This window comes from Leucobacter japonicus, from assembly GCF_001273855.1.
Classification (GTDB): domain Bacteria; phylum Actinomycetota; class Actinomycetes; order Actinomycetales; family Microbacteriaceae; genus Leucobacter; species Leucobacter japonicus.
The window spans coordinates 25,448-46,808 of record NZ_JHBX01000112.1 but is presented as its reverse complement, the minus strand read 5'-3'; the positions used below and the strand labels follow the sequence as shown (position 1 = coordinate 46,808).

21 protein-coding genes are annotated in these 21,361 nt (G+C 68.3%); 7 read left to right on the top strand and 14 right to left on the bottom strand.

All coding sequences use genetic code 11. From position 1 onward, the window contains the following. Nucleotides 1–9: 9 nt before the first annotated feature. Nucleotides 10–1,356, bottom strand: coding sequence for an MFS transporter (locus tag AMS67_RS12315; RefSeq protein WP_053387659.1), 1,347 nt, complete (start codon nt 1,354–1,356; stop codon nt 10–12). 255 nt (nt 1,357–1,611) lie between these two features. Here AMS67_RS12315 and AMS67_RS12310 point away from each other — a divergent pair, with 255 nt between their 5' ends. Further along, on the top strand, nt 1,612–2,571 hold the full coding sequence (locus AMS67_RS12310) for an Lrp/AsnC family transcriptional regulator (protein ID WP_053387658.1): 960 nt from the start codon (nt 1,612–1,614) through the stop codon (nt 2,569–2,571). 606 nt (nt 2,572–3,177) lie between these two features. Here the strand turns inward: AMS67_RS12310 and AMS67_RS12305 are convergent. From AMS67_RS12305 to AMS67_RS12285, 5 genes are all read right to left on the bottom strand, one after another. Continuing rightward, nucleotides 3,178–3,465, bottom strand: coding sequence for a hypothetical protein (locus AMS67_RS12305; protein WP_053387657.1), 288 nt, complete (start codon nt 3,463–3,465; stop codon nt 3,178–3,180). Between the two features lie 141 nt (nt 3,466–3,606). After that, nucleotides 3,607–4,956, bottom strand: coding sequence for a M18 family aminopeptidase (locus AMS67_RS12300; protein WP_241488073.1), 1,350 nt, complete (start codon nt 4,954–4,956; stop codon nt 3,607–3,609). Between the two features lie 4 nt (nt 4,957–4,960). Continuing rightward, a complete protein-coding gene (locus AMS67_RS12295) occupies nt 4,961–6,505 on the bottom strand; it encodes a leucyl aminopeptidase family protein (RefSeq protein WP_053387656.1) in 1,545 nt (514 codons plus the stop codon). Nucleotides 6,506–6,614: 109 nt separating this feature from the next. Beyond that, nucleotides 6,615–8,069, bottom strand: coding sequence for an FtsX-like permease family protein (locus AMS67_RS12290; RefSeq protein ID WP_241488072.1), 1,455 nt, complete (start codon nt 8,067–8,069; stop codon nt 6,615–6,617). After that, entirely contained in the window at nt 8,066–8,848 is a 783-nt protein-coding gene (locus tag AMS67_RS12285) for an ABC transporter ATP-binding protein (protein WP_053387655.1), read from the bottom strand. The genes AMS67_RS12290 and AMS67_RS12285 overlap by 4 nt, the downstream gene beginning before the upstream one ends. Nucleotides 8,849–9,045: 197 nt before the next feature. Here AMS67_RS12285 and AMS67_RS12280 point away from each other — a divergent pair, with 197 nt between their 5' ends. Both AMS67_RS12280 and AMS67_RS12275 read left to right on the top strand, forming a co-directional pair. Continuing rightward, nucleotides 9,046–10,095 carry an LLM class flavin-dependent oxidoreductase gene (locus tag AMS67_RS12280; protein WP_053387654.1) on the top strand — a complete coding sequence of 350 codons (1,050 nt, stop codon included), beginning with the start codon at nt 9,046–9,048 and terminating at the stop codon, nt 10,093–10,095. A gap of 67 nt (nt 10,096–10,162) precedes the next feature. Next, nucleotides 10,163–10,567, top strand: a complete 405-nt coding sequence (locus AMS67_RS12275) for an SdpI family protein (protein ID WP_082305501.1) — start codon at nt 10,163–10,165, stop codon at nt 10,565–10,567. 11 nt (nt 10,568–10,578) lie between these two features. Here AMS67_RS12275 and AMS67_RS12270 read toward each other — a convergent pair whose 3' ends face one another. Then, nucleotides 10,579–11,211, bottom strand: coding sequence for a maleylpyruvate isomerase family mycothiol-dependent enzyme (locus AMS67_RS12270; protein WP_053387652.1), 633 nt, complete (start codon nt 11,209–11,211; stop codon nt 10,579–10,581). Between the two features lie 62 nt (nt 11,212–11,273). On the opposite strand from AMS67_RS12270, the gene AMS67_RS12265 reads away from it, so the two are divergent. Next, nucleotides 11,274–11,723: a GNAT family N-acetyltransferase gene (locus AMS67_RS12265; protein WP_053387651.1), complete on the top strand. Its 450-nt coding sequence runs from the start codon at nt 11,274–11,276 to the stop codon at nt 11,721–11,723. Here AMS67_RS12265 and AMS67_RS12260 read toward each other — a convergent pair. Beyond that, on the bottom strand, nt 11,695–12,198 hold the full coding sequence (locus AMS67_RS12260) for an ASCH domain-containing protein (protein WP_053387650.1): 504 nt from the start codon (nt 12,196–12,198) through the stop codon (nt 11,695–11,697). The two genes, AMS67_RS12265 and AMS67_RS12260, sit on opposite strands and share 29 nt — an antisense overlap. A gap of 21 nt (nt 12,199–12,219) precedes the next feature. Further along, nucleotides 12,220–12,708 carry an SRPBCC family protein gene (locus AMS67_RS12255; RefSeq protein WP_053387649.1) on the bottom strand — a complete coding sequence of 163 codons (489 nt, stop codon included), beginning with the start codon at nt 12,706–12,708 and terminating at the stop codon, nt 12,220–12,222. Nucleotides 12,709–12,907: 199 nt separating this feature from the next. Between AMS67_RS12255 and AMS67_RS12250 the strand changes: the two genes are divergently transcribed. Genes AMS67_RS12250 through AMS67_RS12240 form a run of 3 tightly spaced genes read left to right on the top strand, consistent with a single transcriptional unit; the run spans nt 12,908 to nt 15,014 of the window. Continuing rightward, nucleotides 12,908–13,627 carry a VIT1/CCC1 transporter family protein gene (locus AMS67_RS12250; protein ID WP_053352220.1) on the top strand — a complete coding sequence of 240 codons (720 nt, stop codon included), beginning with the start codon at nt 12,908–12,910 and terminating at the stop codon, nt 13,625–13,627. Nucleotides 13,628–13,686: 59 nt separating this feature from the next. Beyond that, entirely contained in the window at nt 13,687–14,085 is a 399-nt protein-coding gene (locus AMS67_RS12245; protein ID WP_053387648.1) for an MGMT family protein, read from the top strand. Continuing rightward, a complete protein-coding gene (locus tag AMS67_RS12240) occupies nt 14,082–15,014 on the top strand; it encodes a LysR substrate-binding domain-containing protein (protein WP_053387647.1) in 933 nt (310 codons plus the stop codon). Before AMS67_RS12245 ends, AMS67_RS12240 begins: the two co-directional genes overlap by 4 nt. A gap of 48 nt (nt 15,015–15,062) precedes the next feature. Here AMS67_RS12240 and ypfJ read toward each other — a convergent pair whose 3' ends face one another. From ypfJ to AMS67_RS12215, 5 genes are all read right to left on the bottom strand, one after another. Further along, complete coding sequence (ypfJ, locus tag AMS67_RS12235) at nt 15,063–15,953, bottom strand: KPN_02809 family neutral zinc metallopeptidase (protein WP_053387646.1); 891 nt, start codon at nt 15,951–15,953, stop codon at nt 15,063–15,065. A gap of 127 nt (nt 15,954–16,080) precedes the next feature. After that, entirely contained in the window at nt 16,081–16,356 is a 276-nt protein-coding gene (locus AMS67_RS12230) for a hypothetical protein (RefSeq protein ID WP_053387645.1), read from the bottom strand. Between the two features lie 46 nt (nt 16,357–16,402). Continuing rightward, on the bottom strand, nt 16,403–17,380 hold the full coding sequence (pip, locus tag AMS67_RS12225; protein ID WP_206541766.1) for a prolyl aminopeptidase: 978 nt from the start codon (nt 17,378–17,380) through the stop codon (nt 16,403–16,405). A 9-nt stretch (nt 17,381–17,389) separates the two neighbouring features. Continuing rightward, nucleotides 17,390–19,507 carry an acyl-CoA dehydrogenase family protein gene (locus tag AMS67_RS12220; RefSeq protein ID WP_053387644.1) on the bottom strand — a complete coding sequence of 706 codons (2,118 nt, stop codon included), beginning with the start codon at nt 19,505–19,507 and terminating at the stop codon, nt 17,390–17,392. Between the two features lie 203 nt (nt 19,508–19,710). Then, nucleotides 19,711–21,360 carry a DEAD/DEAH box helicase gene (locus tag AMS67_RS12215; protein WP_053387643.1) on the bottom strand — a complete coding sequence of 550 codons (1,650 nt, stop codon included), beginning with the start codon at nt 21,358–21,360 and terminating at the stop codon, nt 19,711–19,713. Between the last annotated feature and the right edge of the window lies 1 nt (nt 21,361).

The window sequence follows — 21,361 nt, the reverse complement described above, 5'->3', positions numbered from 1 at the left end:
TCCAACCGACTAGCGGTTGGAGGTGGGTACAGCGGTGGTGTCGAGGCGAGCCTTGAGCGAGGCCGTCGCGGGAGCGGTGTCCGAGTGCTGCGGCGCGAAGATCGTGCCGAGGATCGCGAGCGCAGCCAGCACACCGAAGAATGCGATGACCGACCAGAAGTTGCCGGTCGCTGCCAGCAGACCGCTCGCGATCGTGGGCGACAGGCCACCCCAGACCGCGGCGCCGATGCCGTACGACAGCGACATCGAGGTGTAGCGCGACTGCGGGCGGAACATCTGAGCCATCAGCGTCGACAGCGGAGCCCAGGCGCCGCTCAGGGTCAGACGCAGCACCGAGACGAACAGGAAGATCATCGCGACGTTGTGCGCATCGATGAAGAGCACGAGCGGGATCACCGCGACGAGCGAGAGGCCCGACCCGAGAATCATGATCGTCTTCGCGCCGATCTTGTCGCCGAGCCACGCGAGCGGCAGGGTCACGATCGTCTCGACGAGGGATGCGATGAACATCGCGCCGATGATCACGCTGGCGGTGAGGCCGATCTCGGGGCTCGTCGCGTAGTTCTGCACGAACGTGGTGGCGAGCACGTAGCCGCCCGACGCCATCGCGATGATGCAGAACCCGAGCAGCATCGGCCACCAGTTGTTCTTCAGCGCGAACAGGAGCGGAGTCGACTGCTGCTGACCCTCGATCTTGGCCTCGAACACCGGGGTCTCCTCGACGCGGTAACGCACCCAGAAGCCGACACCGATGAGCACGATGCTGAAGAGGAACGGGATGCGCCAGCCCCAGCTGAGCAGCACGTCGTCGCCCATCGCGGCGAGCACCCAGAAGGCACCCGACGACAGGAGGGCGCCCAGCGGGTTGCCGAGCTGCGTGAAGCCGCCGTAGAAGGTCTTGAACTTCTCGGGAGCGCTCTCCACGGCCATGAGGCTTGCGCCGCCCCACTCGCCACCGACGGCGAGGCCCTGAGCGATGCGCAGCACGATGAGCAGGATCGGGCCCCAGATGCCGATGGTGGCGTAGCCGGGCAGCACACCGACGAGCGTCGTGGCGATGCCCATGACGAGCAGTGTGATGGTCAGCGCCGGCTTGCGGCCGAGCTTGTCACCGATGTGCCCGAAGATGATGCCGCCGAGCGGGCGGGCGAAGTAAGCGACCGCATACGTGCCGAACGACGCGAGAGTGCCGAGACCGCGGTCGAGTTCGGGGAAGAACACGCTCGGGAAGACGATGGCTGCGGCGGTCGCGTAGACGTAGAAGTCATACCACTCGATGGTGGTGCCGACGGCGGCGGCGAAACCGGACTTCAGCGCTCTGCGGTGAGAATTCACCGGGGCGGTGGCTGTGGACATGGAAGCTCCTTTGCTTAAGGACGGCGCACTTCGCGCGCAACTGCCTCGACTGTAGGTCAGACCGACGACATTCGCGCGCGGATGCATCGTGGATTTCGCCCCAATTACCGACGAATCGCGTCCACGTGCACGAGATGCGTCCGAATACGTGCGTGGGGATGTGGCATTTGCCATTGATTCGCGTGCAAGATTGCCCGGTTCCGCGTATTTTGGTTTCTGCAGTGCGCGAGACTCGGCACCTGCAGAAAGCGACCCATGCAGCCGATCACCCGACGCGCCGAGCCGGCGCGTAGCCAGCAGCGTGTCAGCGAACTCGACGACTTCGATGCCGCGCTCATCCGCGCGCTGCAGAGCGACGGGCGCGCGAGTACGCAGGCGCTCGCGGTGCAGCTCGGGGTGACGCGCGACTTCATCGCCGCACGCCTCCGACTGCTCACGGAGAGCGGCGGGCTGCGCATCGTCGCCGCACTCGACCCCGGGTTCGTCGGCCACAACCTGCTGGTGCACGCGAAGGCCGAGGTCGACGGGCCGGTCGCGCCCATCGCGCGCCGCATCGCCGAGCTCCCCGACGCCGTTTTTGTGTCGATGGCGAGCGGGCCACTCCCGCTCGTCTTCGAAACTCGGCACGGCGACAGCTCCGAACTGCACGACGTGCTCGACCTCGTGCGGGCGCTGCCAGGGGTGCGCCGCGTCATCGTGTCGACCTACGTCGAGGTGTTCAAGGGATTCTTCGTGTCTGAAGACAAGCGAGATATCGCACTGGATCGCATCGACTACGAACTCATCGCCGTGCTGCAGCAAGACGGGCGCACCAGTTACCGCGCCCTCGCCGAGACCGTGCATCTCTCCCCGTCATCGGCGCGGGCCCGCGTGCACCGCCTCATCGACGCCGGCGTGATTCGCATCTCGACGATCAAGTCGGGCGGCATTCTGCGCAGCCGCATCGCGATCGGCGTCGGCATCACCGTGAACGGTGACCCGGCGGCCGTGCGCCAGTACATCGTCGACTCCCCCGACATCGACTTCGCGGTGCGCGCGCACGGCAGCTTCGACTTCATCGCGACGATGGTGGGGCCGTCGCCCGCGCACCTGCTCTCCGTGATGGACGCGATGCGCGCCCTGCCGGGGGTCAGCGCGCTCGACTCGTGGACGCACTACGACGTCATCAAGGAGGATTACGCGCGCACGCTGGGCCGCGTGCTCGTCCGAGCCTGACGCCGGGCGCCGCGCCCCAGCGCGTTGCACGTCGCGGCGCGGATGCGAGGCTCGCGACCCACCGCTCGCATGGCCCCGAGCAGCGGTCACTCGGTGCGAGGACGGTCACTTGAGTGGGGAAGCCTGCGGGTCCACTGGCGCGAGCCCCTCCGAAGTCGCCGAGCGCACCCTTTCTGCCCGCGCACATAGCGAGCGTTCGGCGAGATAGGAGGCGCTCGGCGGAAGTCAACGAGCGCGAGGCAGCGAAGAGCCGTGCGTAAAGGTTCAACGGGTTCGTCAGCGCCCTCTCCCATGCGAACCACCGCCCATTTCGTGAGCGACCGCCTTCATGACGCATGGAAGCGGTCACTCGGGACGGGCACGGCCACTCAAGACGGGCATGGTCATTCGAGACGAGCGCAGCCACACGCGAGGGCCAGGCAAGGAGGCGCGAGGCGCGACGCGAGCCCCTCCGAAGTCGCCATCTGCACGCGCACATCGCGAGCGTTCGGCGAGATGAGAGGGGCTCGGCGAGCGCACGACACCGCAAGACAGTGTGGGCGCGGCCGCAACCGGCGCAGGCGCAGCCCGCTCAACCAGTGCAGGCGCAGGCGCGTTCGATGCGGGTCAGAAACCGCCGAGGGCGCGCTGTACGCGGCTGAGCGAGATGTTCTCGAGCAGCAGCACGCCTGAGCTGGTGCGCTGTTCGAAGTGGTACCCCATCTTGCCCTGGCGCAGCATGCCCATGAGCATGGGTTCGGCTGCGTTCCACATGATCCAGGTGGGCAGCCCGTCGGCATTTTTGCCGAGGTAGGTGATTTCGATGTCGCGAGTGCCGATGCGCTGAACGTCGGGCATCAGCTTGTTCTTGGAAAGGGCGACGCCCCCGTTCTCCGACTGCTGCATCTCGCTCATAGCACGATCCTAGCGAATCACTCCAGGTTCGGGCAGAGAAACGGCCGATCACGCGCAGATCAGTTGGTGGGATTGCGCATCGGCGACCGAAATGGCATCACGCGCGAGCGCGCGCAGGCCTCCGGCCGCCGATGCAGTGACTCATGCGCGCTGGAAGAAGGAGCTGGTGACCTTCGCCAGACCGTAGAGATCGTCGACGTGCGCGAGCTCGCGCGCGGAGTGCATCGAGAGCAGCGGTACGCCCACATCGACGGTGCGAATGCCGATGCGCGTCGCCGTGATCGGTCCGATCGTCGACCCGCAGGGCACCGTGTTGTTCGACACGAACTCCTGCGTGGGCACTTCCGCGTCGGCGCTGAGTCGGCTCCAGAGCGCGGCTCCGTGCGCGTCGCTCGCGTAGCGCTGGTTGGCGTTGCGCTTGAGCATGGGCCCGCGACCGGCGAGCGGTCGCACGCGCGGGTCGTGCTTCTCGCTGTAGTTCGGGTGCACCGAGTGACCGGCGTCGGCCGACAAGCACCACGAACCCGCCAGGGCGCGTGCAGCGTCTTCTCCGGTCGCGCCGAGCCCGAGGCGGAGACGGTCGAGCACGTCTGACAGGAACGGGCCGGCTGCGCCCGAGCGCGTATTCGAGCCCAGCTCTTCGTGATCGAATGCAGCGATCATCGAGATCGTGCCGGGTTCGGGTTCGGTCTCGAGCAGAGCGGCAAGACCGGCGTAGGTCGAGCTGAGGTTGTCGAGACGCGGTGACGCAAAGAGCTCTGCGTTGGCGCCGATGCGCTGCGGCGCCTGCGTGTCGTAGAGGCGCACGTCGAGACCGACGAGGTCGTCGACGGTGAGCGCTGCGCGCGCTGCCGATCGCGCGGCCGCGCGGCCGCGCCCGGAACCCGAGCGACCGCCGCCGAGCTCGCGTACGAGCAGGGCGAGCACCGACAGCTCTTCGCCGGCGAGGCCGATGATGGGTTGCGTGTGCCGCTGCTTGTCGAGCGACAGCTCTGCGTTCTGCGAGCGGTCGAGATGGATCGCGAGCTGCGGAATGCGCGCCACCGCGCCGGTGCGCACCAGGTGCTCGGCACCGTCACGGGTGACGATGCGCCCGGCGAACCCGAGGTCTCGGTCGAGCCACGAGGTGAGCAGCGGCCCGCCGTAGACCTCGACGCCGACCTGCGCCCAGCCGTCGGCGGTGAAGTCGGGTTCGGGCTTCACGACGATCCCCGGCGAGTCGGTGTGCGAGCCGAGCACGCGCACCGGGCTGAGCGCATCGACGTCGGCCCCGGCGCGCCAAGCGATCACTGCACCGTCGCGCCGCACGAAGCCGCGACCGCCCGCCTCGAGCGGAGCCCACCCCTGCGTTTCGTCGTGATCGGCGAAACCGGCTTTCGCGAGGGTTTCGGCGAGCGCACCAGCGGCGTGGTACGAGCTCGGCGACGCCGAGACGAAGTCGGCGAACGCACTGACGTAGGCGTCGCGGTCAGCGAGCACAGAACGGGCCACCGGGTTACTCCTTCGTTGCTGCGCCGGCAGACGGCGCGAAGTTGCAGGCGTACTCGGCGAGCAGGCGAGCACCGAAGCCGGTGGAGCCGACCGAGCGCCACAGGTCGTCGCTTTCGGCCTGCATGGTGCCGGCGATGTCGAGGTGACCCCAGGGGGTACCATCGACGAACTCGTTCAGGAACAGAGCGGCGAGGATCACACCGGCGTACTGCCCGCCGATGTTCGAGAGGTCGGCGACGTTCGACTTCAGCTGCTCGCGGTAGCGGTGGTCGAGCGGGAAGCGCCAGATGTTCTCATCGGTCGCGTCTGCCGCCGCCTGCAGCTGCGCTGCCACGTCGTCATCGTTGGCGAGCATCGCCGCGGTGCGCGTGCCGAGCGCCGCCATCGCGGCACCGGTGAGCGTGGCGATGTCGACGATCGCGTCGGGGCGACGATCGGCGATTGCGCGGTCTTCGGTGGCGAGCACGAGGCCGTCGGCCATGACCAGGCGCCCCTCGGCGTCGGTGTTCTTCACCTCGACGGTCTTGCCGCCGCGAATGGTGAGCACGTCGCCCAGCTTGGTGGCGCTGCCCGAGGGCATGTTGTCGGTGCACATGAGCCAGCCGGTCACAGCCGTCGTCGCGCCGAGATCGCGCAGCGCGGTCATCGACGAGAACACGGAGCCCGCGCCCATCATGTCGAACTTCATCGCTGCGTGCATCGCGTTCGAGGGCTTCAGGCTGATGCCGCCCGAGTCGTACATGATGCCCTTGCCGATGAGCGCGAGGTGCCCGTCGGCATCGGCGGGGCGGTAGGAAACCTTGATCATGCGCGGCTCTTCGATGCTGCCCGCGTTGACGCCGAGCAGACCGCCGGCGCCGAGCTCGATGAGCTGGGCACGGTCGAAGACCTCGACCTCGAGGCCGAAGTCGGGCGCGAGGCGCTCGATGACCTCGGCGAACTTCTCGGCGCTCAGGTGGCGCGGTGGGGTGTTCGCGAGATCGCGTGCGATGCTCGCGGAACGGGCCAGAATCAGGCCGCGCGCGACCCCCGAGCGGGCGGCCTCGGCGTCGGCTTCGGTCACGCCGATCGCGAGGGAGGCGAGTGCCACGGTGTGCGCGTCGCCCTTCAGCGCGTCGTAGCGGTACCGCGCGAGAATCGCGCCCTCGGTGACGGCGAGCGCCGCATCGGCCGCGCCGAGCTGGGCCGCGCCTGCGAGCACCTCGGTGACATCAACGCCGAGGTCGGCGACCTCGCGAGCGGCGCGCGTGAACGCGGCGACCGCGTCGCGCAGATGAGCGGCCGACTCGATGCCCGAGCCGGTGCCGACCAGCACGCGCAGTTGCTCGCCGGGCAGCACAAGGGTCTGGTTCTTCGCACCGGTGAAGCCGGCTGCGGCGAGCGCGTCACGCGTGACGCCGCCGAGCGTCTCGGGCAGGTCGCCCTCGCTGGGGACGAAGCTCGCGACGGCAGCGGCGCCGTCGAATGCGGCGCCCGCGACGACGCGCACGTCAGCGCTCGCGGAGAGAGAAGGGACGGGATCGAAAGCAGGGTCAATCACAACGGTCATGGCGATAAGCCTAGACCTCGCCGCCGACATTTCTGCGGGTCGCGCCGAGCGTTCACTCTCCGCTCAATCGCCTCGCGCACAGACCCCTGCCCCGCGCGACGACACCCGATCATTCCACTCCCAGCGCGGCGACCGGAGAGAGCCGAATTGCGCGCCTCGCCGGAGCCGCCGCGGCGATGATCGCGAGCGCGATCCCGAACGCCACGATCCCCGCCAGCACCGGCCAGGGAATCGTGGGCGGTGCGATGCCGGCCTGAGAACCGAGCAGTGACTGCGCCGCCACCCAACCGTAGAGAATGCCGAGCCCCAGGCCGAAGCCGAGCGCGGCGAGTGTCATCTGCGCACTCTCCGCCATGATCATGCGCCGCACCTGACCGCCGGTGAAGCCGAGCGCGCGCAGCAGGCCGAGTTCGCGGGTGCGCTGCAGCACGCTGAGCGAGAGCGTATTCACGAGCCCGACGGCGGCGATCACGGCGGAGAATCCGACGAGTCCCGTGAAAATGGCCGTGGTGATCGCGAGGGTCTGATCGAGCGTGTCGGCGAGCGCCGGATCGTTCGCGAACGCCCGGAGTGTCATCGAGTGGTAGCTCTCGAGCGCCACCGCGAACATCGTCACGAGTGTCACCCCGATCACGAGACCGATCGTCGAACGGGCACTGCGATCGGGGGTGCGGACGGCATTCGCTGCGGCGATCCGACCCGTCGGGCTGCCGCCGAGCAGACGACCCGTCGCCCGCAGCAGCGTCGGCATGATGAGGTGCGCACCGACCACGATGCCCGTGAACGAGCCGAGCCCGCCGAGAAACGCGACGAACAGCCCCAACGGGGTCACCATGCCGACGAGCAGCCCGAGTGCGAGGCAGCCGATGCCGGTGGCGATGAGGATCAGCGCCCACACCGTGCGTCCCGTCCGCTCACGCGCGGCCGACGGCGCAGGCTCCACCGCGGCTCCCGTCGCCGCGATCGGCGAGACGCCGGCGACGCGACGCGTGCCCACCCAGGCGGAGAGCCACGTGGTCAGCGTCACGATCACGACTGCGGCGAGCGCGAGCGGATCGAGCAGGGGGTACTCGCGGCCAAGCGGCAGCCACCCCCACGCCGGGCCGAAGCCGGTGAGCACCGCGACGAGTGCCTCGGCGACCACGAACCCGAGCAGCGATCCGAGCGCCCCCATCATGAGGCCCTCCCCCGCGACCCGCACGCGCACGTAGCGAGACGTCGCACCGAGCAACCGCAGCAGCGCAATGCTGCGCACGCGCCCGGCGATGACCGTCGCGAATGTGTTCGCGGTGACGACCGCGCCGACGTACAGCGCGATGAGTACGAAGATCGCACTGACCATCAGCAGCACGACGCGAAACGTGCCCGACTGCTCGATGAGTTCGGGATCGAGCGCGGCCGTCAGCACCCCGGTGCCCAGAATCAGGGTGACCGCGAACAGGGTCGCGAGCGCCGCGACAATAATGGTCGCCGCGTGCTCGCGTATCCGACCGCCGGTGTGGACTCGCGTGCGGCCACGGCCCCGGCTCGATGCCGCGCCCCGGCCCCGGCCCCGGCGCATCATGAGGCGACTCCCGGAGCATCCTGCGTCGCTTCGAGCCCGAGCATCGTCTCGGAGATCTGCGCCGCGGTCATTGCGCCGCGGTCGGCGACGATGCGCCCGTCGGCGAGAAAGAGGATGCGGTCGGCGTGGCTCGCCGCGATCGGATCGTGCGTCACCATAGCGATGCTCTGCCCGGAGTGGTCGACCGCCGACCGCAGCAGGCGCAGCACGTCGCGGCCCGTGCGGGAGTCGAGGGCCCCGGTGGGTTCGTCGGCGAAGATGACGTCGGGGCGGGTCGCGAGGGCGCGGGCGATCGCGACACGCTGCTGCTGACCTCCCGAAAGCTCGTGGGGGCGGTGATGGGCGCGGTCGGCGAGCCCGAGACCGTGCAGCAGTGCGTCGATGCGCTCGATTTCGGCGCGATCCGGTGCGACGCCATCGAGTTGGAACGGCAGCAGGATGTTGCCGCGCACGTCGAGGGTGGGCACGAGGTTGAATGATTGAAAGACGAAACCGATCCGGCGCCGCCTCAGCTGCGTGAGCGCGGCATCGTTCAGGCCGGTGATCTCGTCGTCGCCGAGCCAGACGCGCCCCGTCGAGGCGGTGTCGAGACCCGCCATGACGTGCATCAGTGTCGACTTGCCCGACCCCGACGGCCCCATGATCGCGGTGAACTGGCCGCGCTTGATGCCGATGGAGACGTCGTCGAGCGCGCGCACCCGCTGCTCGCCGTCGCCGTAGTGCTTGCCGAGGTTCGCGACGAGCGCGACCATTCCCATGTCGCTCGGTTGAATCTGCATGCTTCGAAGCTACGAGCGGGCGCGCCGATGCGGATCGTGCCCCGGTACCGACGCGGGTGGCCCCCTGGTGCCGTTTTCGGTGGGCGGGCACGGCGGGGCAGCGGGGTGCGGCGGCGGTCGGGGCGGATCGCTCGGCGCCCGGCGATCCCGAACTATATGCGCGGGAATATACTTCGTCGCCCGCCGTTATACCGGGCATGAGAGCATTCGGATTCCTGTCATTCGGGCACTACGGCCCCGTTCCCGGTTCGCGCGTGCGCACCGCCGGCGACATGCTGCGGCAGACCGTCGAGATCGCCGAGGGCGCCGACGAGATCGGCGTGAACGGTGCCGCCGTGCGCGTGCACCACTTCGCGCGCCAAGCCGCGTCGCCCATCCCCCTGCTGACCGCCATGGCAGCCCGCACGAAGCGCATCGAGGTCGGCACCGGTGTCATCGACATGCGCTACGAGAACCCCCTCTATCTCGCGGAAGAGCTGGCGGCGCTCGACCTGCTCGCCGACCAGCGCATTGCGATCGGAATCAGCCGGGGATCCCCCGAGCCCGCCCTCCGCGGCTACGAAGCGTTCGGCTACGGCGGATCCGAGGATCCCCGCGGCGCCGACCTCGCCCGAGACAAGTTCGACCTCTTCCTGCGCGCGATCGACGGCGAACCCCTCGTCGACAGCGACCCGCAGATGGCCCTTCCCGGCAAACTCGCCATCGAACCGCGGTCGCCGGGGCTGCGCGACCGCATCTGGTGGGGTGCCGGATCGCGCGAATCCGCCGAGCAGGTCGGCCGTCAGGGCGTGAACCTCATGAGCTCAACCCTGCTCACCGAGGCCACTGGCCAACCGTTCCACGTGCTGCAGCGCGAGCAGATCGACCGCTATCGCGAGGCGTACCGCGAGGCCGGGCACACCGGCGCTCCCCGTGTTTCGGTCAGCCGCAGCGTGTTCCCGATCGTGACCGCTGAGGACGAGGCGTACTTCGGCCTGCGCTCGCGCGAAAACATGGACCAGGTCGGCATCATCGACGGATTCCGCTCAACCTTCGGCAAGACCTACGCCGACGAGCCCGACCGGCTCATCGCGCAGTTGCAGGCCGACGAGGCCGTCATGGCGGCCGACACCCTGATGCTCACGATCCCGAACCAGCTCGGCCCCGAGTACAACCTGCACGTGCTGCAGGCGTTCGCGGAGCACGTGGCGCCGGCGCTCGGTTGGAAGCCGAACACCGAGGGCCCGGTGCAGGGAGACGCGGCGTAGGGCTCGCCCGTAGCCGCCCTGCGGAGTGGGCTTCCGCAGCTCCGCAGGGCAGCGTTACGGTGAATGTATGAGCAGCAGCGTGATCTTGGGGATGGGCTCGGCCGCGGTGCTCGCGCTCGCGGGTGCGGCGCTGCTGGTGATGGGGCGATCCGCCGCACGTGGCTCACTGCCCCGCAATAACTCGTTCGGCATCCGCACCCGCTGGACCCTCGCCTCCGACGCCGCATGGGAGGCGGGGCACCGAGCAGCGGGCAATCAGGTGCGCTCCGGATCACTCGGCGCATTGATCGGTGCCGTGATCGGGGTAGGGTGCGGTTTCCTTCCCCTCGCGGGCGTCTCGGAATCCGCGACGAACACCGTGATCACCGTCTGCATCCTGTCGTCGTGCGCCTGGATGCTCGCGTGGCTGCTCGCGGCAGGCACGGTCGCGAATCGGGCGGCCCGCGCCGCCGATGCGGCACCTGACGCGTGATGCGTGGGCGATTACCGCCCCAAACGCGCTGCCAGCTCCGAGAGTCCCGGGCCCGAGAGCTGCGGGAGGAACGCGGGGCGCCCCGCCATCACCATGACGAGTGCCAGCAAGGGGCCGCTCACCTCCGGTCCGTCTCCCGAGACGAAGTCGGCGTCGCTCGCGACGAGGCGCAGGCCGCGGACCATCTTCTTGCTGTTGACCGCGAAGTCGCGCGTGGAGAAGAAGCGCGCAACCTCCAGCACCCCGGCCTGGTGCGGTTCGAGGGCGATGCCGAGCGGAAATGCGATGTCTTGCCCGTGCACCACGACCTCGCCGAGGAACGCGGCGTAGTCGCGGGTCGGAGCAACCTGGCTCGGCACGGCATCCCGGAAGCGGGCGAGCGTGCCGGGCGCATCCGCTCCGCGGTAGCGCTCGATCAGTCGATCGTTGTGCTTGGCCGGGTCGAACCCGGCGCGGACGATACTCACGATCCACGCCACCGTGCCGGTATTCGCCGCAGCGGTGAGGTGCGCGACGACCTCCTCGATGGTCCACCCGTCACAGAGCGACGTCGAATCCCACTGCGCCTCGGTGAGGCTGGAGACCGCGGCAGCCAGGTCGGCCCGTTCGCACCGAATGAGGTCCCAGTAGTCCGCTGCGTGCATGCCGTACCCTCTCCTCGATCGACGCTGCTCGACCCGAGTGCGCCGGTCGATATTCTGGCACGGTGATCCGACATCTCGAGCGACACGACCTGGCGACTCCGGCGTTCCGGGCGCTGCTGTGGCTCGCCTGCGAGGTCGATGCAGACGAACTCGATCGCATCATTCGCGCGGAGCTGCCTGAGCTGCAGGTGCTCGGCTGGTACGCGGGCGGTGAGCTCACCGGTTTCGCGGCGTACCACGATGCACTCGAGCGAGCGACACTCGAGTACATCGCGGTCGCGGAGTCAGCACAGGGCAGAGGAGTCGGCCGCTCGCTCATCGCACACGTCGCCGAGTCTGTCTCAAGTGCATCGATCGTCGCGGAGACCGACGATGACGCGGTCGAGTTCTATCGCCGTCTCGGGTTCGACGTGCAGCCGTTGCTCGAGATCGATCCGCGATGGCCGCAGCGCCGCCGCTACCGATGCACGCGGTCGACGAACCTCAGCCGCGCGCGGGGTACACAAGCGTGAATCGCTCACAGATCACGGGCATATCGGCAGCGAACCCCCGCGGATTCTCGGAGTAGGCGCGCCAATAGCGCTCGTGCGCGGCCCGCCAGTACTCCAGCGAACGATCGCCTTCGCCCTCCGAATGCGCATGCTCGGCTGTGACCTCATCAAATGGCACGATCTCGATCTCGGTCGTCACGAGCACCGCACGGGCAACCCCGCGCCCGTCGAGAATGACACTGTAGTCCCCGACAGCGGGCACCGGATCGCCCGTAGCCTCATAGTCCCAGAGCGACGAGGCGGTGCCGGTCTTCACTCCAGCCAGCACGAGATCGAGCAGCTCGTCAGCGTGCTCGGGCGTCGCTCCGAACGCCCAAACCTCGGGGATCTGTTCGGGCAGCCCGGGCGAATCCGTGCGGCGTGCACCCCAAAACGCGATGACCGACGGGTCGGAGGCTCCCGAGGTCACGGCGTCGGGCGATGAGTCAACGGCCATGTCGTGTGCTCTCCTCGCCCCTCACATCGCCAAGTAGGCCTCGCGGAGCGCGGGGTAGTACTGATCCCACCCCGGCCGCTCGGTGCCCTCGGTCGCCGCGACGAGCAGGTCGAGGTAATACTCCCACCCCGGCCCGATCTCACCGACTTCGTCGTCGGCGTCGAGGTGATGCACGAACGTCAACAGAGCGTCTTCGTCTCCATCGGCTTCGAGGTGCAGTTCGAGACGCCACCCGCCGACCTCGGCATCCGCCTGCAACGCGAGGAAGCGGGGTTCGTCGCACGCCAGAATCTTCATGCTGATCGCCGGCTCGTGCTCTTCGAAGCGCATGCGCACGCGCACGGCTCCCCCGGGCCGGTCGTCGCCCTCCCAGGGCCCGAACCATTGCTCAGTGAGCTCGGAGTCGGTGAGAAACTGCCAGGCCTCGTGGTCGGAGAGCGCGAGGGAGCGCACCAAGATGAGGTCGCGGCCTCCGACCGTGGGCACGACGCGTCCGCTGGTTTCGGTCATGGCAGTCTCCTGTCGCTGATTCGCGGCCCGTGCCGCACCTCTCCAGCGTAGAGGGCGCCACCGACGCAACCGAAAAGTTCGTGACCTCGAACTCCGGGAGGCGGGTCGCACGAGGTCTCGACCCGGCTTCTCCCTCGCGACGAGAACTTGCTACGGTAGCGGGTCGGGCATCGACTCAGGGGCCGAAGGGAACGCAATCATGAGCGACATCAACCTCGCCAATCCGCACGAGTACGATCATCGCCACGCCGATGTCACGTCGGGCTGGCTGCGTGCCAGCGTCTTCGGGGCGATGGATGGCCTCGTCTCGAACCTCGGCCTCATCGCCGGCATCGCGGCCGCGGGCGCGGCACCGCACATCGTCGCGATCACCGGTATCTCCGGTCTCATCGCCGGCGCCATCTCGATGGCGCTCGGCGAATTCACCTCCGTGCGCACCGCGAACGAGCAGCTCGACCACGAGGTGCGCACCGAGCGCGAGGCGCACCTGCGCAACCCCGAGGGCGAGAAAGCCGAGCTCACCGCGCTGCTCGAGAACTTGGGAGTCGAACCCGGCATCGCGGTCACCGCCGCGGAGCAGGTCCACGCGAATGCTGATCAGGCCGTGCGCGTGCACCTGCTCTCCGAGCTCGGGGTGAGCCCCGAAGAGAAGCCGTCGCCCTGGGTCGCGGCGTTCTCGTCACTCGCGGCGTTCGGCATCGGCGCACTGATTCCGATTCTGCCCTTCATCTTCGGCTTCGGCACGCTCGGCTTCGGCCTGGCGTTCGGCGGCGTCGGCCTGCTCATCGCGGGCGGGCTCGCCGCCCGCTTCACGAAGCGCAATTGGATCATGGGCGCCGTGCGTCAGCTGGTGTTCGGCGGCATCGCGGTCGCCGTCACCTACACGATCGGCTCGTTGCTCGGGGTCTCGACCTCGTAGTCTGCGCGTGGGGCGGCCCGACGAGTCCGAGTGTCGGCGGCACCGCGTAGTCTGGTCGCATGCCGTCCGCTGAATTCGTCGAAGCCGTGCTCGACGTCGTGACGCGCATCCCCGCGGGTCGCGTCATGACGTACGGCGACGTGGGTATCGCGATCGGATCCTCGGCTCCGCGTGCCGTGGGTCGGGTGATGGCTCTCTACGGTCACGCCGTACCCTGGTGGCGTGTGATTCCGGCGAGCGGCAATCCCCCGCAGGGGCATGCAGAGCTCGCCCTGCCGCATTACGCCGAAGAGGGCACTCCCATTCGGCTCACCGGAGCCGCCCGGGCCGGCACCGCGGCCGCAGTGTCACAGGCCGAGATCACGGCGCGCGCTGCACGCACGGGCGAGTATCGCATCGCCCTCTCGGCAGCCCGTCTGCCCTACACGCACGAGATTTTTGGAGAGGTGGCGCTGTGAGCGACACGACGATCGACCCCACATCCGGCGCAACAGCGCTCTCGGCAGACGCCGGCGCGCCCCTCGGCGCTCCGACCCCGATCAGGCTCGGCTTTGCCCGCGGCATCGCCCCGAGCAAATGGGCACGACGCTGGAAGGCGGCGACGCCGGGGCGCAAGCTCGAACTCGTGCCGCTCGAGGTCGCCTTCGGATCAGGCCTCGACGCACGCAATGCTGACACCCGTGCCACGGCGGAGGCCTGCGACGTGCTCATCGAGCGCACGGCCCCCGACGGCCGCCCCGCCGGCGCCTCAGCCGGCGCTGGCCCCGATGGCGCCCCGCAGACGCGGCACGCAATCCGGCTGTACGCGGAGTCGATGGCCCTGGTGGTGCCCGTCGATCACGAACTCGCGAAGCAAGAGTCGGTCAGTCTCGCGGAGATCCAGTTCGTCACGCTCCTCGACCATCCCGACCACCACGCCTCCTGGCCCGCGGCGGCGCCCTGGGAGAACCCGGAGTGGATGCCGAAGCACCCTCGGGCGGCCCTCGCACTCGTCGCGACCGGGGCGGGCGCGATCCTGCTGCCCATTCCGCTCGCTCGCCACCTCGTCTCCAAGCGCGAACATGTGGTGCTCCCCGTGCGCCCCGAAGTGGGCGACACCCCGCTCGACGGTCCGGTCGTCTGGGCTGTCTGGCGCACCGAGCGCGACGACGACACGGTGCAGCACCTCGCCGGAATCCTGCGCGGCCGCACGGCCAATAGCTCCCGCGAGTCTGCGCAGGCCGAGGCCGAGCAGACGCGCCGCACGCCGCGCGTGCAGACGCAACCGAAGAAGCAAGCGCCGAAGCTCAAGCCAAATTCTCGGGGTGCACAGTTGCAGGCGGCCAAAGAGAAGGCCGAGCGCAAAAAAGCGGAAGCCCGGCAGGCCAAACGACGCAAGCGCCGCTGACCCGACCGGGCTCGGGTGCCCCAGGCGAGATGCCCGGGGCTGCCGCACTTACAACTGCGAAGCGCTCACGTCGAAGGTGCCACAGGCGGTCGGGCCGTTCTCGTAGCCCGTCATGAACCAGCGCTGGCGCTGCTCCGACGTGCCATGCGAGAAGCGCTCGGGGTTCACCTGCACCCCGGCCGATTCCATGATGTGGTCGTCTCCCACGGCTTCCGCCGCACTCATCGCGTCGGCAATCTGGCGCTGCGTGACGGGCTTCAAGAACGAGACCCCATTGTCGTCTGTCACGTTCGACGCATTCTGTACCCAGGCGCCCGCGAAGCAATCGGCCTGCAACTCGAGTCGCACCGAACCCGACGACGCGCCGGTCTCTCGGCCGGCGCCCTGCAACGAGCCGATCAAATTCGAGATGTGGTGTCCCCATTCGTGCGCGAGCACGTACATCTGCGCGAGTGAACCGTCTGACGCGCCGTAGTCCTTGCTCAGCGTGTCGAAGAACGCAACGTCGACGTAGATCGTCTCGTCACCCGGGCAGTAGAACGGCCCGGTCGCCGACGATGCGGTGCCGCACGGCGACTGCGTCTGACCGCTGAAGAGCACTACCGGGCCGGGGGCACGGTAGTTGCCGACCTGCGTCGCCCAGTAGCGATCGAGCGAGTCGGCAGTGGCGGCCATGCGGCACTCGACATCGGTGTTGGCGTCAACGCCATGCTTACACGAATCCGAGATTTCAACGGCCTGCTCCGAAGTCGGCCCGGCACTGGTGACCTGCTGCACCGCCGGAGCGAACTGTGTGAGATCGAACCCGAGCAGCTGCGAGCCGATCGCGAGCAGCAGGGCGATACCGATGCCACCGCCGGCGATCATGCCGCCCTTCGCGGCTCCGCTGCGCTTCGAGACCTTGCTGGTGTCGATGCTCACATTGTCATTGAACGTCACGGCGGTTCCTGTCCGTCAGTTGGGCGGTGGAGCGCGCGCGATCAGCGAGCCCGCAACGCATCCGTTGATCCAGATTGTACTGAGAATTCACCGTACGCGCCGCCTCGTTCGCGCGCTCCTACCGAGGTCAGTCTCGACGCACGTTGAGCAGCTGCCACCCGTCGGGCACCTGCGCGCGCAGCTGATCCAGCGTCTCCGCTTCGATTTCACGCAGCCCGTCGCGACGAGCATAGGTACCGACGGCCGAGATCGCGGTCTGCCCTTTCAGCATCGCCACCGGCGCCAGGATGAGATCGAAACCCTCAGGCCGCGCGGCCGCGAGCTTCTCCTGCACCTCAGGCAGGCCCTCGCCCGTAACTTCGGCCTGAACCTGTTCAATCTGGCGGATGGTGGCGTGCAGCATGCTTCGAGACTATCGTCGCAGGCTCCCCGCCCGGTACCACCGGGGGTTACGCGTCGGCGAATCGGTCGGTGGCGCGCACCAGGGCGTCGACGATGCCGGGTTCGCTGGCCGCGTGGCCGGCATCGGGGATCATCTCGAAGTGCGCTTCGGGCCAGGCACGATGCAGATCCCATGCCGTCTGCGGCGGCGTGCACGCGTCGTATCGCCCCTGCACGATGACCCCGGGAATACCGTTGAGCTTCGTGGCCGCATCCCGGATCAGCTGCCCGTCTTCCATCCACCCGTCATTGCTGAAGTAGTGGTTCTCAATGCGCGCGAACGCGACTGCGGCAGCCTCATCGGCGCGCGCTGCCGCGATGCTTTCGGTATCGGGAATCAGACGGATCGTCGAGTTCTCCCACACGGTCCAGGCCACTCCGGCGGGCACGTGCACCGCGGGGTCTGCGTCGAAGAGACGGCGGTGATAGGCGGCCACGAGTTCACCGCGCTCCGCTTCGGGAATCACCGACAGGTACTCCTCCCAGACATCCGGGAAGAGGTTCGAGGCGCCCTCCTGGTAGAACCAGTGGATCTCGCTCTGGCGCAGCGTGAAGATGCCGCGCAGCACGAGTTCAGTCACCCGATCGGTGTGCGTCTGCGCGTACGCGAGCGAGAGCGTCGACCCCCACGAGCCACCGAAAACCTGCCATCGGTCAATACCGAGGGACTCCCGCAGACGTTCGATGTCGGCGACGAGATGCCACGTCGTGTTCGTCGAGAGGTCGGCATCGGGGGCACTCGCGTGCGGAACGCTGCGCCCGCACCCGCGCTGATCGAAGAGCACGATGCGATAGCGCTTCGGGTCAAAGTACCGGCGGTGGTCGGGTGAGCACCCGCCGCCGGGGCCGCCGTGCAAGAACACGACGGGCTTCCCGTCGGGGTTGCCGCAGGTCTCCCAGTAGATCTCGTGGCCGTCACCGACCGCGAGCATTCCCTGCGCGTACGGTTCGATCGGCGGATACAGTTCTCGCAGCGTCTCGGTCATGACTCCACCCTAACGAGCCGCCGCGGCCACCGCCTCGGGAGCCACCGCCGACTGCACACCGGCACGCTGATCCCCCTGCTGCTGCTTGCGCAACTCCTTCTCATGGATCGGCCAGGTGCCTGCAGCTCGCTGGGCCTCGACGTAGGCGTGCGCTTCTTCTTGGCGCTCGGCTTCGATGCCGGTTGCGATCTCTGCGCGGAGCAGCTCGGGCGTCAACCCGAACGGCTCGATGAGGTCGAGCGCGTGGGGGCGCAAGCGGCCGATGAGCCGGTCGATGTAGGCGGTCACCGACTCGGCACGGTGCGCCGAGATGCGCCCGGCGATGAGATACCACGCCGCGTGCTGCTCGATGAGCCCGAGACCGAAGAGGTCTCGCAACCAGGTGAGCACCTGGCGCGAACCGGGGTCGGCGATCTTGTCGAGCGCTTCCGTGAAGGCCTCCCACTGCAGCAACTCGCCGTGCGCACGAGCGGCCTCGATCAGCTTGTGCTGCTGGGCGTTGAACACCTCCTCGTTGGCGATCGCCCGAGCGCGCTTGTCGCTCTTCGCAATACCCTTCGTCGCGTCGCGCAGTGCGAGCGCGATCTCGGCGACCATCGTCTGCACACGGTCGGCGAGCAGCTCACGCTGGGCTTCGGGGGTGCGCATGCTCTCAACCGAGCGCGCCACCTGGCCGAGGTCGGCGATGCTCTGCCCGACCTGGCGCAGCCCGAAGCGGCTCACGCGATCCCCCAGCTGCGTCGCAGCAGCCTTTGCCAACGTCGCGCGGTCGGCATTCTTGAACTGGGCCGCGTAATCCGTGAGCAGACGCTTGCCCACGAGCTGCAGCAGCACGTTGTTGTCGCCCTCGAAGGTCACGTAGATGTCGAGATCTGCCCGCAACCCGACGAGGCGGTTCTTGGCGATAAACCCCGAGCCGCCGCAGGCCTCGCGGGCCTCCTGCAACGTGTCGAGCGCCGCCCAGGTCGACAGCGGCTTGAACGCTGCGGCAAGCGTCTCGAGATCTTCGCGATTCTCGTCTGTGTCTTTGGCCCCTGAGAAGACCTCGTCGAACACGGTCAACAGGCGCTCGTCGGCGAACGTCATGGCGTAGGTCTGCGCGAGACGCGGCAGCAGGCGACGCTGATGCTGACCGTAGTCGATCAGCACCGTTTCGCGCCCTGAAGCACCGGGGAACTGACGGCGCTCGCTGCCGTATCGGATCGCGATGCCGAGCGCGGCCTGCATGGCGCGCACCGCCGAACCGTCGAGCGAGACACGACCCTGCACCAGCGTGCCGATCATCGTAAAGAAGCGACGCCCGGGGCTCTCGATCGCCGATGAGTACGTGCCATCGGCGGCGACATCGCCGTATCGGTTCAGCAGGTTCTCGCGCGGTACGCGAACGTGCGAGAAGTGCAGACGACCGTTGTCGATGCCGTTCAACCCGCCCTTCACGCCATCGTCTTCGCTGCCGACTCCCGGCATCATCTCGCCGTCTGCGGTGCGAATCGGCACGAAGAATGCGTGCACACCGTGGTTTACCCCGCGGGTGATGAGCTGCGCGAAGACGACCGCGGCGCGACCGTGCAGTGCAGCGTTGCCCAGGTAGTCCTTCCACGCTCCACGGAACGGCGTGTGGATCTCGAATTCTTCGGTGTCGGCGTCATAGGTCGCCGTGGTGCCGATCGAGGCGACGTCTGATCCGTGGCCGATCTCCGTCATCGCGAATGCGCCGGGCAGCGCCAGACTCATCACGTCGGGCAACCACTGCTCGTGGTGCTTCTCAGTACCCAGGTGCAGAATCGCCGCGCCGAAGAGCCCCCACTGCACCCCGCTCTTGATCTGCAGCGACGGGTCGGCGAGCACGAGCTCCTGGAACGCGGCGATGTTGCCACCGTGGTTGTCGCTGCCGCCGAGCGCCGTCGGGAACGCGCGCTGGATCGCGCCGGCCTCGACGAGAATGTCCATCTGCTCGAGGGCGCGCTCACGGTGCGCATCCATCGCCTGACCGGGAATGGTGTGCAGTCGGGGATCGCTCGCCAACGCACGCGAGGCGAGGCGTTCGGCCTTCCAGGTGCCGAGCAGGGCGTCGCTGACGACGTCGACATCGATGCGGGGCTGTGACGACGGGGTGGTGTCGGCCATCGGTTCTCCTTCGAGATGACGTTCGGGAGCCGGCCGCGGCGGCCGCGCACCCTCGTCACGCCAGCGTAGAGAAGCGCCGCGACGACGCCAAGCAGTCCCCCGCCCGTGCACAATGTGCACCGACAACGCACCCCAGTCGAGTTGTGGAAAATCTCTAAACACTCAGCCCCGCGACTATCAGAACCCTCCCACGAGAGGCGACGTCAGAACCGCTTTGCAAACCCGGGCTCGATGTCCCCGAAGAAGCTGGGGCTGATGCCGGCCTCATCGAGAAGGTCGCGCAGGCGCTGCCGTCGCGCTCGCGGAACCAGCACGACGACCTGGCCCGCTTTTCCGGCGCGCCCCGTACGGCCGGATCGGTGGAGATAGATCTTGAAATCGATCGGGGCATCCGCCTGCACGACCAAGTCGACATCGTCGATGTGCAGACCCCGGGCGGCGACATCGGTGGCAACAAGCACCGCCGCCTTGCCCGTTGCGAACTTCTCGAGGTTTCGCTCCCGTCGCGCTTGGCTGAGATTGCCGTGAAGCTCGACCGCGCGCACTCCGGCTTCGGTGAGCGTCTCGGTAAGTCGTGCTGCGTACTCGCGGGTGCGGGTGAACACCATAATGCGCCCGCGTCGCCTGACGAGCTCGGCGACCACCTCGTCCTGGTGTTCACGAGACACGACAAAGACGCGATGATCCACCGGCATTGCCGCGGCTTCCTCCGCCTCGCGCACGGAGGGGTTGCTGAGAAACTCTGACACGAGAGTCGACACTGATGCATCGAGCGTTGCCGAGAAGAGCAACCGCTGCCCATCGCGCACCGTGTCACGAAGCACCTGTTGCACGGGCTCGAGGAACCCCAGGTCACACATGTGGTCGGCCTCGTCGATGACCGACACTCGCACGTCGCGCAGGTCGAGTCGACGGCGCTGCACCAGATCGAGCACCCGACCCGGGGTACCGATGACGATGTCCACCCCGCGCTCGAGCGCGTGCAGTTGCGGCTCGATCGGCATGCCGCCCACCATCTGAGCGGTGTAGAAGCCGACCGAGCGAGCCAACGGCTGCACGGTGCGATCGATCTGCAATGCGAGCTCGCGGGTCGGTGCGAGGATCAAAGCTTTGGGGGTGCGCACCTGCCCTTTCGGGGCGCGCACGCCACGCTGCGCCCGGTGCTTCGTCGGCGCCGGATCCGTCGAGAACGCCCCTTCGGCTTTGAGCCGCAGCAGACGTTCCACGATTGCAGCGCCGAACGCAATCGTCTTCCCCGACCCCGTGCGGGCTCGGCCCAGCACATCGCGCCCAGCAATGGTGTCGGGAATGGTGGCCGCTTGAATGGGGAACGGGCTCTTCGCCCCCAGTTCGCCGAGCACGCGAATCAGATTGCCGCCGAGTCCGAGATCACTGAACGACAGCGCTGCGGCCTCTGCAGCGGTCGTCAGCTGAGCATCGAGTCGCTCCGGAGCCTCGCTCGCCGCCGCAGGGGCCGCCCCGGAAGATGCGCGAGGCGTCCGCTTCGCCGATCCTTCGCCGTCGAAGGCATACACCCGGGCGCCACCTCTGGTGTTGCCGCTGGCGTCGCCCCGCGATGTCTCGCGCGAGTTGTTGCGCCGGCCCGCGTCTGCGCGAGGCGCCGAATGACGACCCTGCACTGCACCGCCGGCGCGAGACTCGGCCCGCGCCCCGCCGCCCCGTGAATCGCGTCGCGCAGCGCCGGCAGACTGCTCCCGCCCGCCTCGCGGCGCCAACGGATCCTGCGGCTCCGAGGCTCCGCGCCGCCCCGGCGTACCGCCTGACCGCTTACGCCCTCGATTCGGGTCGTAGTTGGCGGGTGGTTTGAATCCGCCGCGCTTCTTCTGCGCCATC